Source organism: Mycolicibacterium aurum, from assembly GCF_900637195.1.
GTDB lineage: Bacteria > Actinomycetota > Actinomycetes > Mycobacteriales > Mycobacteriaceae > Mycobacterium > Mycobacterium aurum.
In genome coordinates this window covers 116,844-130,321 of record NZ_LR134356.1, presented here as the reverse complement: position 1 = coordinate 130,321, position 13,478 = coordinate 116,844, and the positions used below count along the sequence as shown (strand labels likewise).

Sequence of the window (13,478 nt, the reverse complement as noted above, 5' to 3'; positions counted from 1 at the left end):
GCTCACTCCCCCCTTTCGATCAGCGGGCCGTTCGGCGCCGAGTTCGGATTCGGCGTGAAGCGCACATCCGGGATCATCGTGTTCGGGTCGCGGCCCCACGCCTGTTCCAGCGCCCGGAGCATGCCCGACACACCGGTCCCGGACAGGAACCCGTTGTCGATCGCCGACAACGTCAGGTCGACCATCAGCGACACGTTGATGTAGTCACCGCGGACCGCCTTCGGCACGTTCTCGATGCTGAACGGCGCGGTGGGCAACATCTTGAGCGCACCGATGAGATACGGCGACGCCTTGGCCAGCTCGCGCAAAGGTCGCTGCAGGTTCGCCAGGTTCGTGTTCAGGTTGTCGCTGGCCGGTGCCAACGCATCCTCGGCCGCGCCGCTGATGCGGCCCAGTGCCTCGACGGCGTCGGCGAACAGATCGCGGGTATCCGCGAAATGCTTGATCAGCGGCGGGAACTCGGTGAGCACGGCGTCCAGCGTCTCGTTGCGCTGCTCGACGATGGTGAGCAACCGGTTCGTGGAATCGATGGCGCGGGTGATGTCCTCGCGCTGCTGATTCAGCTCGTCGGTGAACGTGTCCAACTGCCCCAGGAAGTCCCGGATCTGATCGGCGCGCCCGTTGAGGACGTTGTAGATCTCCGTCTGGATGGTCTCGAGGTTGGACACGCCGCCGCCGGTGAGGATGGATGCGATGCTGGCGAGCACCCGCTCCGTGGTGGGGAACGACGAAGCGTTCTGCAGCGGAATGACGTCGCCCGACTGCATCTTCTGCGGGGACGGGTCCGGCGGCAGGTCCAATTGCACGTGCTGGGAACCCAGCAGGCTGGTCTGACCGATCTTGGCCAGCGTGTTCACCGGCAGCTCGACCGAGGGCTCCAGGTCGAGCGTCAGCGTCGCGACCCAGTTCTTCAACTCGATGGCACGAACCCGCCCGACGTACACGTCGGCGACCCGGACGCGGCTGTTGACGTTGAGCGCCAACGTATCCGGCATCTGGACGTAGATGGTGGTGTGCTCGGACCCGGTGCCGGGGCCGCCGGGCAGCGGGACGTTCGCGATGCCCTTCCACGACCCGCAGGACGTGAGCACCACCGCGGCGATGCCGAGCGCGACCGTGCGCCGGGCCAGTGTGGTCAGCCTTCTCATCGTGTCCCTCCAGCCTCGGCCGGCAGCAGAGGTCCTGACGGTGCCGCGGGCGCGGGTCCCGGTGCGGGCGCAGCGGCCGGTGCCATGGCGCCGAGCGGATCGCCGGCGATGACGCCCGGCGCGGGCGCCGGCGGCGGTCCCGGCTGCGGATACCACGGTGGAGGCAGCGGGTTGTTCTGGTCGAACGCGTTCGGGGGCCCCGGCAGGTTGCCGTTGCGGGTGGTGCCGAACGCCGGCGGTGCGGGAGGCGGCACGATGTCCGGTCCGCCCATCAGCTCGGCCAGTGACTCCGGCGTCAGCATGTTCGCGGTGAGCGGCTGCACGTCGACACCCTGCATGCCTGGTGCGACAGTCCACCCCGGCTCATGGTTGCCGTGCGAGAACAGGGTGTCCCGCGACCAGATGCCCGGCACCGTCGTGTCCTTGTATCCCGGAGGGGGTTGCAGACGCGGCTCGGAGTAGGCGATCTGCTTGGGCAGCGTCATCGCGGTCTGCAGCTGGTTGGCACCGAACGGCAGGTAGTTGAACTTGATGGCGTCCAGGATCGGGCCGAGGTACTGCGCACACAACTCGGCCGACTCTTGGTATCCCAGCCGGCTGCCCGCCTGGATGGAGCTGCAGATGAACTCCATCGGGTTGGCGAAGTTCGAGATCACCGGCATGCCGACGATGCCGCCGGCGTTGGGCGAGGCGATGTTCAGGATGTTCGCGGCGAGGTTCGGATAGACGTGCAGACCGGTTTCCAGCCCGTCGAGGGGCTCGGGCTGCAGGAGGGCGGTGGTCGCGTCCGCCAGATTGTTGACGTCCTGAGTGAGAACCTCGCCGTTCTCCTCGATGAATCCCCGTGTGGTGCTGAGAAGTTCATTGAGGTCCTGCACCGCGTTGGCCACCTCGCGGTCGGTGTTGGTGAAGGCGTTGGTGAACTGCGCGAGGTCATTGTTCAGTGCGACGAACTGACGGTCGCTGGTGTGCAGCGCGTTGACGAACAGCGCCAGGCTCTTGACCACGCTGAAGAAGTCGCCGCGTCCCTCGTTGAGCGCGAAGAGCGCCTCCGACAGTCCGTTGAGCGTCTTGTTGAGTTGTTCACCCTTGCCGGCGAACCCGTCGGCGGCGGATTCGATGATGTCGCCGAATGGGCCCTTCGGCTGCTCCGGCGTGGGCCCGAGGTCGGTGAGCAGGCGGCTCAGCGAGTCCCGCAGATCGTCGTACTCGACGGGCACCTGGGTGCGGTCGAGATCGAGGACCGCGCCGTCGGACAGCGTCGGTCCGCCCGTGTAGGGCGGCGACAGCTGAATGGTGCGCGACGCCACCAGGCTGGGGTTCAGGATCGAGGCGGACGCGTCCTCGGGGACCTTGTACTTGTTCTCGTAGTGGAACGTCACCTTCATCTTGTCGCCGGCGGGCTCGATCGTGTCGATCGAGCCGACGCGCACACCCATGATCTGCACCTTGTCGCCCGGGTAGAGCGCCAGCGTCTGGGAGAAGTAGGCGACGACCGTGTTGGTGGTCGCCTTCTTGTAGAGGTTCCAGCCGAGGACGCCGGCGGCGACCACGACGACGAGCACGACGGTGCCGATGATGAGCGCGGTCCGGGACACCCCCGGCAGCTTCATGTTGCGGACGTTGAAGATTGTCGACATCGGTGTGAAACCCCCCTAGCCTTGCGAATTCGGTGGGAGGAACGGCGGATTGCCCGGCAACAGCGGCTGGCCCGCGGGCGCCGGATTGGGGCCTGGCCCCGGAGGCGGCGGCGGTCCGGTGAGGGCAGGCGGCAGCGGCGCGATGCCCGGCGTGAAGTCGGGCGGTGACGGCTGCGGCGACAGCGGCACGGTGCGCGCTCCCGGCGGTGCGGGCGGCAGCGGCGGCCGCGCACCGGGCACGTTCGGTGACAGCTGGCCGGGGATCGCGGCGGCAGGCACGCCCGGAGACGGTTGCGGCCCATGGACATTCGGGTCCGAGGTCGCGACGTTCGGACGCTGGTTCTCGTAGTTCGGTCCGTACGGGTTGTCACCGAAGGGGCCTACCGACAGATCCGCACACGGCAGCGGATCACCGGGCCGGGGCAGGCCGTCCGCCGGTGGCGTGTAGGAGCACGGCGTGCCGGGCGCAACCGCGGGGCCGGGGTTTTCGGGGGTGCCCTCGATCGGGGTGGGAGCCGGTGGCGGAGCACCGTTCTCGAAGCCCACGCCGTTCGGGTCCGGGAACCGGAACGCGGGCAGGCCCGCGTTACGCCAGAACTCCTCCGGGTTGATTCCGCGCTTCTTGAAGGCCGCGTCGACGAACGGCTGCAGGATCCAGTACGGCGCCAGGTTGACGAGCATAACCTTGAAGTACGGACCCGATGCCACCGCTTCGCCCAGTGACGCGGTGAACTTGGACAGCGCCGACAGCGCGTCCGCCAGGTCGTACTTGCGTTCCACCAGGATGCCGCTGATCACCCGCAGCTGTTCGAGAACCCGGTTGAGATTGGGGTTGTCGTCGATGAAGCCCCTGACCTGGGTGGAGAACGAGTCGACCCGCTCCAGCAATTGGCTCACGGCGTAGTTGCGTTCGTTGACCGCGGCCAACAGGGTTTGGGCGTTGACGAACAGCTGATTGATCTGCTCGCTGCGGTTGCCCAGCACCCCGGCGACCCGGTTGGCGCTGGCCAGCAGCTGCTTGATCTGGTCGTCGCGCTTGCCGATGGTGTCGGAGAACCGCGCAACCCCGTCGAGCGCCGCGCTCAGATGCGGATAGGTCTGGTCGATGGTCTCCGACAGCACGTTCAGCGAGTCGCGGACGGTCTTGGTGTCCCACCCTGCCGCGGAGTTGCTCACGTCGAAGAATGCGTCGTAGATCTGGTATGGCGTCGTAGTCTGGCCGAGCGGCAGAATGTCGTTGGCCTGCAACGGAACCGAGCCGCGCGGTTCGATCTCGATGTTGCGTCGGCCCAGGATCGTGTCGGTGCGGATGGCGGCGCGGCTCTCGGTGCCGATCTCGGTTCCGCCCAGCGAGTAGCCGATCAGTACCTTGTCGCCGTCGATGTCCAACGAGCGCACCACGCCGACGTCGACGCCCGCGATGCGCACGTTGTCACCGTTGTTGATGCCGCCGGTGTCCTTGAACTGGGCGTAGTAGGTGGGCGTGGCGAACAGCATCGGCACGCTGGCGAAACTCTGACCCACGCCGATCACGACGATCAGGATGATGATGCCCATCAATCCCGACCGGACGCGGTTGGACCCTTCGAGAACTCTCATTTCGGCGCGCACCTACCCGAGGGCTGGCTCCAGACCTTGACGGTGCGCACCGGGCCACCGGGTTGCAGGCCGTTGAGCTTCAACGACACGTCGCAGGCATAGAAGTTGAAGAAGTCGCCGTAGACACCGCCGGCACGGCCGATGATGTTGAGCGCCTCGGGAACCCGGACCAGGAGGTCATTGAGCTCGTCCTTCTGGTCGACCAACGGCTGCTGGATCTGTTCGAGGCGACCGACCGTGCTCTGCAGCAGCGGACGGTTGTCGGCGAGCAGGTCGGCGATGGTGCCCGCCGAGTCGCTGATGTCGCCCACGGCCTCGGCGAGCGGATCGGCACGATTCTTCAGCCCGGTGATGAGAACCTCGAAATTCTTGACCGTGTCGTCGAATTGCTGCTGGTGCTTGACCACGGTGGCCAGCACGGTGTTCAGGTTGTTGACCACCTCGCCGATGGCCTGGTCGCGGTCGGCCAGCGCCGACGTCAGCGACGCCGTCTGGTCGAGGATGTCGTTGATGGTGCCGCCCTGGCCCTGGAACACCGTGATGATCGACTGTGCGATCGTGTTGACCTTCTCCGGTTCCAGCGACTGGAAGACGGGGCGGAACCCGCCGATCAGCGCGTCGAGGTCGAGGGCGGGCTGCGTGCGTTCGATCGGGATGGTCCCGCCCGCGCCCAGCCTGGTGTTGCTCTCGCCCCGGGTGAGCTCCATGTACCGGTCACCGATGAGGTTGAGGTACCGCACCGACGCCGTCGTCTCGTCGAACAGCTCCAGCGAACGGTCGACGTCGAAATCGACCCTGACCTTCGAGCCGTTCTCGATCAGCACGACATCTTTGACCTTGCCGACCTCCACCCCGGAGGCGCGGACGAACTGGCCGGCACGCAGGCCGCTGGCGTTGGAGAAGATCGCCGAGTATCCGTTGGTGCGGTCGAAGCGCATCTGACCGAACACCACGACGATGATCGCGGTGAACACGAGGAGCACCAGCGAGAGTGCGCCCAGCTTGATGGCTGTTCCGGTGATTCTCATGGGTTGATCGTGTGCTCCCCCACCTGGCGTCCCCAGACGTACTCGGTGAACAGTGGCTGGCCCAGACCGATGTGGTTGTACGGAGCGATCGACGCGCCGGTGTCCAACACCAGATACGGCGCAGGCCACAGGTCCCGCGTGATGGGCTGCCAGCAGCCCGGCTTGCCGCCGGGTCCGCCCCTGGCGTTCACGCGCGGCAGGTTGTCCGGGTAGACGTACGCGTTGCCGGCACCGAGGCCGAGGATCTCGGAGTTGGTGCGCAGCGAGTATCCGTTGCCGCCGAGCGCGGAGGCGATCTTCGGCTCGACGTCGTGGTAGTTGCGGATGGTGCAGAACAGCGCGGGGCTGTACTCGTCGAGCAGCGCGGACGTGGGCAGCAGGTCCTCTGCTCCCCGCGTCAGGTACGGACCGCCCCGCTCGAAGATGTCGCCGCCGGTGTTTCCGAACCCGACGGCGGCCATGAGTGCCTGGTCGACGTTGCCCTGCTGTTCGTTCAGGGTGCGGGCGGTGGTGACCGCATTCTGCAGTCCGTCGAACAGGTCCGGCGCGGCGTCGGCGTACACCTCGCCCAAGTCGGCCAGCAGCTGGTTGTCCCGGCGGATCTGCGGCATCTGCGGGTTGATCTCGGCGAGGATCTGGTTGCCGTTCTCGATCGACTGCCCGAAGCGGTCGCCGAGCCCGTCGAGCGCCTGCGCGGTGGCGGTCAGCGTCTGGTTCAGCTTGATCGGGTCGACCTGTCCGGCGACCTCCACGACGGTCTCGAACAGCGTGTTGAACTCGGTGGTGACCGAGCTGACGTCGATGACCTGGGCGGCGTCGATGCGGGCCGTGGAGGGATCTTTCGGCGAGAAGAACGAGACGTACTTGTTGCCGAACACGGTCGTCGCGCTGATGTCGGCCTCGACGTTCTGCGGCATCAGATCCAGATACTTGGGATCCACCTCGAGCACGATCTTGGCGCGCGGGTCACCGTCGACGGCCACCTGTTGCACGTCGCCGACGCGACCGATCTCGACGCCGTTGTAGGTGACCTTGGCGCCCTTGTCCAGCGACAGACCCGACCGCCCGGACATCATCGTCAGCTCCGTGCGATTCAGGAAGTCACCGCGGAACTGCAGGTACACCAACACGATTGCGATGATCGTGATGATCGTGAGGACCAGACCCGCGATCTTGTACGGGGGCTGGCGCGTGTCGTTCACCGGGGCTGTCATCGCTACACCGTCAGATTGAAGTTCGGGTCGACGCCGTAGAGGGCCAACGAAGCGAACAGGACGACACACACGATGGCCACCAGCGATGCCCGCATCGACCGGCCGACGGCCTCTCCGACGCCGACCGGACCGCCGCTGGCGAAGAAGCCGTAGTAGCAGTGGTTCAGCATGACGATGACGGAGATGACGATCGCCTGCACGAACGACCAGAACACGTCATCGGGCCGCAGGAAGGTCCGGAAGTAGTGCTCGTAGGTGCCGATGGACTGGCCGTAGAACAGCGTGGTGGTCACCTGCGCCGACAGGAACGACATGATGATCGCCATGGCGTAGAGCGGGATGATCACGATGAAGCCGGCCATGATGCGCGTCGAGACGAGGTAGGAGATCGACTTGATCCCCATCACCTCGAGGGCGTCGATCTCCTCGCTGATGCGCATGGCGCCGAGTTCGGCTGTGGCACCTGCCCCCACCGTGGCAGCCAGGGCTTGGCCTGCGACGACGGGCGCGGCGATGCGCACGTTGATCAGGGCGGCGAAGAAGCCGGTGAACGCCTCCACACCGATGTTGCCCAGGGACGCGAAGCCCTGGATGGCCACCAGCGACGAGCCGGACAGGGTGACGAATCCGACGATCGCGACAGTGCCACCGATCACCGCCATGGCGCCGGTACCCATGCCGATCTCGGCGATCAGTCGCAGCGTCTCCTTGCGGTAGTAGCGCAGCGCGTGCCCGATCGAACCGATGGCGGTGACGACGAACCACGCGACGTGGCCCACGCTGTCGAGGCCCCGGCCCGGGGCCCCGACGAGCTTCTCGGCGCGTGCGACCCCGCGGGGAAACCGGGAGCGGAGGACGGCGGCGGTATCTGACACGTCAGCTCCCCGTTCCGAATCGGACACCGATGGTGGTCAGTACGACGTTGACGGCGAAGAGCGCGATCACGCACAGCACCAGGGTCTCGTTCACCGCGGTGCCGACGCCCTTGGCGCCGCCGGCGACCGTCAGGCCGCGGTAGCAGCCGACCAGACCGGCGATCAGCCCGAAGGTGAGCGCCTTGACGAGGGAGATGAGCACCTCGGGCAGGCCCGTGACGAGGGTGAGGGTCGAGACGTAGGCGCCCGCCGAGACGTTCTGCAGATACACGCCGAAGATGAAGCCGCCGACCAGACCGATGGTGATGACCGCGCCGTTGAGGAGCATGGCCACGAACGTCGACGCGACCACCCGGGGCACCACCAGCCGGTGGATGGGGTCGATGCCGAGCACTTCGAGGGCGTCGATCTCTTCGCGGATGGTCCGGGCGCCGAGGTCGGCGCAGATCGCTGTTGATCCGGCACCGGCCACCACGAGCACGGTGACCAGCGGGCCCAGCTGGGTCACGGCGGCCAGGGCGGCACCGGCGCCGGAGATGTCGGCGGCACCGAATTCGGTCAGCAGGATGTTCAGGGTGAAGATCAGCAGCACGGTGAGCGGGATCGACACGGCGATCGTGGGCAGGAACGCCACGCGCAGCAGGAACCAGCTCTGCAGGATGAATTCGCGCCACTGGAACGGCGGACGAAGCAACGCCTTGCCGGTCAGCACGACCATGCGAACGAAGCCGCCGACGGCTTCGAGACCCGGCCGCACCTGATCCCGGACGTAGCCGCTGAGATTCGAAGATGTCGTCATCGGCCGACTCCCGCGACCAGACCGGCACCGGCGTAGCGCATCGGCAGCATCTGTCGCACGCTCCCCTCCAGCCCGAACCCCGATCGTGTGAGCACGGTCTCCCTACCGGTCGGTAGTAAGACAGACCACCGGACTGTACCCGATGCTGTCAGCGCCATGTACCGCATCGGCGGGATTGAGTACGTAACCGTTAGCAAATGTCAGATCCCCCGGCTAATCCCGTTGCGGCACAGCTGAAACCGTTGGCGGAGTGGAACTTTCGCCCGCGTCAATGGATGTCTGCGCAGCGAAGCGTCGTCTCAGTTCCGTCTTGAGAACCTTGCCGGCGGGGTTTCGCGGCAGCGCGTCGATCACCTCGAGGGCCTTCGGAAATTTGTAGCGGGCGAGCCGTTCGGCGAGAAACTGTTCCAGATCTGCGAGCGCGAGGCTGCCATCCTGCGCCGATCCCAGCGAACTTCGCAGCACGGCCACAGCAACGGGAACCTCCCCCCATTTCGGGTGCGCGCGCCCGATCACCGCGACCTCGACGATGTCGGGGTGGGCGGCGAGGACGTTCTCGACTTCGGCGCAATAGATGTTCTCGCCACCGGAGATGATCATGTCCTTTTTACGGTCGACGACCCAGATGTAACCCTCATCGTCCTGACGCACCAGGTCACCCGAGTGGAACCATCCACCGGCGAACGCTTCGGCGGTGGCGGCGGGGTTGTTCCAGTAGCCGGCCATCAGCGTCGGGGCGCGGTACACGATCTCGCCGACCTGGCCCACCGGTACGTCGTTCATGTCCTCGTCGACGATGCGCGCGGACACCGTCGGGATCACCTTGCCGACCGAGCCGATCTTGCGCAGCGCGTCGTCGCCCAACAACATGCAGGTCACCGGTGACATTTCGGTCTGCCCGAAGGCGGCAAGGATCTGCGCTCCGGGAAATGTGTCAGACATCTGACGGAGCAGCGTGTCGGACGCCGGCGCGGCGCCCCAGGACAGGAAGCGCAGCTTCAGATCTCGCGGGTTCGACTGCTGGGCGGCGCACACCGCCTGCCACTGCGCAGGCACCAGGAAGATCCCGCTGACCTTCTCGGCTTGAAGTACGTCGAGAAGTTCGTTCGGGTCGAATGCGCCCACCGGGTAGAGCACCGTCGGCCTGCCGAGCAGCAGCCCGGAGACGATGCTGCCGACGCCGGCGATGTGGAAGAGCGGCACGCCGATGAAGCCGATGTCGTTGTTGATGTCCGCACCGTTGGTGAACAGGAGCGTCATCACCTGACCCGTCAGGTTGGTGTGGGTCAGCACAGCGCCTTTGGGCCTGCCGGTGGTTCCGGAGGTGTACATGATCAGAGCGGGCGAGTCGTTGGGGATGTCCACCGCGATGTCTGCTGCGGGCACCTTTCCTCCCGCGGACAGCACGTCGTCGTAGTCCAGGACGCCGTCGGTGGCGCCTCCGCCGGCGACGATGACCGTGGCCAGCGTCGGATCGAGGTCTCGGACGGCAGTCGCGACACCGGCGAGCACCGACTCGGTGATGATCACGTCGGCGGAACAGTCGGAGACCAGGAACGCGATCTCCGCGGGCGTCATCCGGAAGTTGACGGGCACCGCAATGCCGCCGAGTTTGTTCACCGCAAGCACCGACTCGATGAACTCCGTGCGGTTGAGCATCAGGATCAGGACCCGGTCGCCGAACCCGACGCCGCGCTGGTGCAGGGCCCCCGCCAAGGCACTGACGCGCGCCTCGAGTTCGGCCCAGGTGGTGGTGCGGCCCAGGAATCGCAGCGCCGTGGCGCCGGGCTGCATCAGTGCGTGCCGGGTGAGCTGGGTGGTCCAGTTCTGCCGACGGGCCAGGTAGGGCTGCTCGGTGGCGGCCCCCGGGAGTTCGGTCAACGTCTCCTGCTCCAGCGGAATGGGTTGCGGAAGGGTGATATTTGATCAAACATGATGTTGCCTCGGTCACACTATGGCTCAGGCGGCGTGGGGACAAGCCCCTCCGACGGGCCCGGGAACCACGCACCTGACACGCCGGAAAGGCGGCCCCACCGATGAACGCTCCCGCTCGAACGCCGGCCACGGGCGTGGTGCGGCGGGAGCAACTCTCGGACGAAGTCGCCGCCCGCCTTCGGGTCGAGATCATGACCGGCGCGGTACGCCCCGACACGTTCATCAGGCTCGACGAGACCGCCGCGCGGCTGGGGGTGAGCATCACTCCGGTGCGCGAGGCGCTGCGCACGTTGCGCGGCGAGGGCATGGTCGAGCTCGAGCCTCATCGCGGGCACCGGGTGATGCCATTGTCGCGTACCGACATCGAGGACATCTTCTGGCTGCAGTCCACCATCGCCCAGGAGCTCTCTGCGACCGCGGCACGCCGAATCACCGATGACCAGATCGACGAGCTCGCCCTGGTGAACGCACAGCTGGCGGCTGCCGTGGCCGATCACGATCCTGCACGGATCGCGTCCACCGAGTTCGAGTTCCACCGGGTGTTCAACCGCGCCGCCGGCCGGATGAAGCTGGCGTGGTTCCTGCTGCACGCGACGCGCTACCTGCCGCCGCAGCTCTTCGCCACCGACGAGACGTGGGGCAGGTCGGCCGTCGCCAGCCACGAGGCGTTCATCGAGGCGCTGCGCAGTCATGATGTGGACACGGTCGTGGAGCTGACCAAGGGGCAGTTCACCGACGGCTTGGCCCGGTTACTGGACTGGCTTGAGAAGGTCGGGCTCTGGAGCTGACGTCCGTGCGGCCGGCAATCACCGACCGTCGCGCAGCTGGGCGCCCACACATATAGAGGTGTGCCCACCTATGAGCGACACTGTCGGCGTCCGCGTAGGCCAACTATCGAACGAGCGACAAAGTCGCTCATAGCCGGGCAGCACCAGATGCCTGGGCGCGTCCGGCCAAGGTGCCTCGCCCGCCGCGCGCCAAGGACTTGTCGGCACCCTCTGACACTCTGCGGTCATGGCGACCAGACTCGCGCTTCGTGGCGTCGAACTGCGCTACGTGATCACCGACCACCTCTTCCGGCGCGGACCGCAGTCGATTCCCGACATCGTCGACGATCTGCACCACTACGGCTTCGAGGTCACGGCACCGGCGTCGAAAACCGTCTCCGACGCGCTGCGCTGGGAGGTTCGCCGCGGACGACTGCGCCGGCTCCGCCGTGGTCACTACGGTCCCGGCGTGATGCCCCGCGGCACCGAGCACCGGATCTACGCGAGGGCGATGGCATTACGCGCCCAGGCCGTCCTGCTGACCGCCCGCGATGACGAGCAGTGGTGGAACCTGGTCAGCACGGACTGGTGAGCGGTCCGCCTAGGACGCGGCCAGCTGCTCGGCGCGCGCCTTCAGATTGTCGGCGAGGTAGTCGAGGGTGTCACCGATCAGCTTCTTCACCATGACGGCGGGGACCGGCATCTTGGTCTCCACCTCGAGGTCGACGGTCAGCAGGGACGACGGCCCCATGGCCACCACCGAGAACCGCTGCTCCTGCTTCTCGAGATGATCGCCCTGCTGCAGGACCGTCTGGATCTGGTTCTCACCCGGGTAGTACACCGCCGAGATGAAGGTGCCGGACTGGCCCTGCACCACCACGTCGAGCCGCAGCTGGCTGGGGCGTCCGTCGTCGTACCGGGCGAGCACCCAGCATCCCTTGATCTCTTCGTTCCACAGGGGATAGTTCTCGAAGTCGGCGACGATGGCCATGATCGTGTCCGCCGAGGCCGCAACCTCAAGCGTCTTACTCACCAGCGGCATTGGCTGAGCATATCGACTCCCGGCGGCGGGTCTCGCCGGCCGTGCGAGCCGTCAGCACCCCGGCCCTGCGCAGGCCGGCGGACCTACTGCTGAACGACCTGCGGATCGCTTCCGGGCCCGGCGACGTCCACGCCGACACCTAGCGGCGTCTCCACCCTGACAGCCTCTTCCCTGATCAGGCCGCGTAGCAGCGCGGTGCTGAACTCGACGGCGATCTCCCTCGCGGTCCGCCTGCCGTGGGGCCGCAGCCACCGGTAGGAGCCCAGAGTCATGCCGATGTAGCCGAGGGCCAGGACATGGGAGTCGCAGTCGTAGAACTCGCCGCTGGCGATGCCCCGGTCGATCACGTCGCGAACGTGCTCGTACACCTGGGCTTCCTTCTCCCGGATGTAGGCCACCTGCTCCTCGGTGAACCACTCCGTGATGTAGGGGCCCTCCTGGAAGTAGACGGCGGCGCGCTCGATGTCGCTGGCGATACCGACGAGGAGGCGGCGGGTGAAGTGATAAATCGTCTCGCGCGCCGAGGCCGTCGGATCGTCATGCAGCGCATCGACCGTGAAGTCGGCGGCACCTTTGTAGATGTCGTAGAGGATCAGCGACTTGCTCGCGTAATAGTGGTAGACCGTGGCCTTGTTCAGGCCGACGGCATCGGCCACGTCGTCCATCCGGGTGCCGTGGTAGCCGCGCGCGGCGAACAGCTTGGTGGCGACCGCCAGCAACTCCTCGCGGCGGGACATCCCGTTGGTCGTGACGGATTCAGACATGGCGACTCACTATAGGCAGGCCGAGCGCGCAGCGCTCTACTAACTGGTTGGTTCAGTCTAGGCCGTTGCTGTGTTCTCCTGGGTCTCGCCGGTCTAGACTCAACCGCAAGCTGCCCTGGTGTGGCCAGAGGACGGAGAGGTATCGCTGTGGACCCGAATCCTGATTACGACGCAAGCGATGAGCTCGAGTACGGCATCAACTGGTTCGCCTGGATCCTGCGCGGGGTTTATCCACCACCCGCGTATCCGCCGGTCTGATCGACGTTGCGCGCCGCGAGGCGCTCGTACAGCCATGACCGGCTGTGCTGGTACAGACGCTGAGCCTGCCTGCTCAACACTTCGATCTCGGCCTTGCCCGCGTCGGCGGCGGCCGACACCTTCTCTCGCGCCTCGTTGCGCCAGTCCCTGGGCGGCACCGGTTCGCAGTCCGGGGGCCACTGGATCAGTGCCACCTCGGTACTCGTCGTCGCGGCGGCGTAGCTGTCCTCGCTGTAGCACTCCCCGCATTTGCGGCAGCGCACCTCGTAGCGCAGCTCTCGGCCCGTCTGCTCTGACGACGCCTCGATGAAGACGTAGTCCGCTACCGCCACGCATCGCGGACACCGTGCCAACCCGCGTTCCACTACCATGCTCACGCCGATATCCTGCGGCCCGCAACGCATCCCAC

The 13,478-nt window shown here is 66.5% G+C and carries 13 protein-coding genes and 1 pseudogene; 3 read left to right on the top strand and 11 right to left on the bottom strand.

Annotated features, from left to right (window positions below):
• Positions 1 to 2: 2 nt before the first annotated feature.
• The 8 genes from EL337_RS00660 to fadD5 all read right to left on the bottom strand — a co-directional run bounded on the left by EL337_RS00660 (position 3) and on the right by fadD5 (position 10,184).
• Positions 3 to 1,148 (bottom strand): virulence factor Mce family protein, encoded by a 1,146-nt coding sequence (locus EL337_RS00660; RefSeq protein ID WP_048634899.1) that lies wholly within the window; start codon positions 1,146 to 1,148, stop codon positions 3 to 5.
• On the bottom strand, positions 1,145 to 2,788 hold the full coding sequence (locus EL337_RS00655; RefSeq protein ID WP_048634900.1) for a virulence factor Mce family protein: 1,644 nt from the start codon (positions 2,786 to 2,788) through the stop codon (positions 1,145 to 1,147). Before EL337_RS00655 ends, EL337_RS00660 begins: the two co-directional genes overlap by 4 nt.
• A gap of 15 nt (positions 2,789 to 2,803) precedes the next feature.
• Positions 2,804 to 4,387 carry an MCE family protein gene (locus EL337_RS00650; RefSeq protein WP_048634947.1) on the bottom strand — a complete coding sequence of 528 codons (1,584 nt, stop codon included), beginning with the start codon at positions 4,385 to 4,387 and terminating at the stop codon, positions 2,804 to 2,806.
• Positions 4,384 to 5,415: a virulence factor Mce family protein gene (locus EL337_RS00645; protein WP_048634901.1), complete on the bottom strand. Its 1,032-nt coding sequence runs from the start codon at positions 5,413 to 5,415 to the stop codon at positions 4,384 to 4,386. The genes EL337_RS00650 and EL337_RS00645 overlap by 4 nt, the downstream gene beginning before the upstream one ends.
• Entirely contained in the window at positions 5,412 to 6,629 is a 1,218-nt protein-coding gene (locus EL337_RS00640; protein ID WP_048634902.1) for an MCE family protein, read from the bottom strand. Before EL337_RS00640 ends, EL337_RS00645 begins: the two co-directional genes overlap by 4 nt.
• Positions 6,630 to 6,631: 2 nt before the next feature.
• The gene (locus EL337_RS00635; protein WP_048634903.1) at positions 6,632 to 7,504 is read right to left on the bottom strand and encodes an MlaE family ABC transporter permease; all 873 of its coding nucleotides are present in this window, start codon (positions 7,502 to 7,504) and stop codon (positions 6,632 to 6,634) included.
• 1 nt (position 7,505) lies between these two features.
• On the bottom strand, positions 7,506 to 8,303 hold the full coding sequence (locus tag EL337_RS00630; RefSeq protein ID WP_048634904.1) for an MlaE family ABC transporter permease: 798 nt from the start codon (positions 8,301 to 8,303) through the stop codon (positions 7,506 to 7,508).
• 213 nt (positions 8,304 to 8,516) lie between these two features.
• Positions 8,517 to 10,184: a fatty-acid--CoA ligase FadD5 gene (gene fadD5, locus EL337_RS00625; RefSeq protein ID WP_048634905.1), complete on the bottom strand. Its 1,668-nt coding sequence runs from the start codon at positions 10,182 to 10,184 to the stop codon at positions 8,517 to 8,519.
• 155 nt (positions 10,185 to 10,339) lie between these two features.
• Here fadD5 and EL337_RS00620 point away from each other — a divergent pair, with 155 nt between their 5' ends.
• On the top strand, positions 10,340 to 11,026 hold the full coding sequence (locus tag EL337_RS00620) for a GntR family transcriptional regulator (RefSeq protein ID WP_048634906.1): 687 nt from the start codon (positions 10,340 to 10,342) through the stop codon (positions 11,024 to 11,026).
• A gap of 226 nt (positions 11,027 to 11,252) precedes the next feature.
• The gene (locus EL337_RS00615) at positions 11,253 to 11,597 is read left to right on the top strand and encodes a hypothetical protein (RefSeq protein ID WP_048634907.1); all 345 of its coding nucleotides are present in this window, start codon (positions 11,253 to 11,255) and stop codon (positions 11,595 to 11,597) included.
• Positions 11,598 to 11,606: 9 nt separating this feature from the next.
• On the opposite strand, the gene EL337_RS00610 is transcribed toward EL337_RS00615, so the two are convergent.
• Entirely contained in the window at positions 11,607 to 12,047 is a 441-nt protein-coding gene (locus tag EL337_RS00610) for an SRPBCC family protein (RefSeq protein ID WP_048634908.1), read from the bottom strand.
• Between the two features lie 83 nt (positions 12,048 to 12,130).
• The gene (locus EL337_RS00605) at positions 12,131 to 12,811 is read right to left on the bottom strand and encodes a TetR/AcrR family transcriptional regulator (protein ID WP_048634909.1); all 681 of its coding nucleotides are present in this window, start codon (positions 12,809 to 12,811) and stop codon (positions 12,131 to 12,133) included.
• A gap of 150 nt (positions 12,812 to 12,961) precedes the next feature.
• Between EL337_RS00605 and EL337_RS28875 the strand changes: the two are divergent.
• A pseudogene (locus tag EL337_RS28875) lies at positions 12,962 to 13,069 on the top strand (CAP domain-containing protein); the annotation flags it as partial.
• Here EL337_RS28875 and EL337_RS00595 read toward each other — a convergent pair.
• Positions 13,039 to 13,440: a hypothetical protein gene (locus EL337_RS00595; protein ID WP_048634948.1), complete on the bottom strand. Its 402-nt coding sequence runs from the start codon at positions 13,438 to 13,440 to the stop codon at positions 13,039 to 13,041. The pseudogene EL337_RS28875 and the gene EL337_RS00595 overlap by 31 nt on opposite strands.
• Between the last annotated feature and the right edge of the window lie 38 nt (positions 13,441 to 13,478).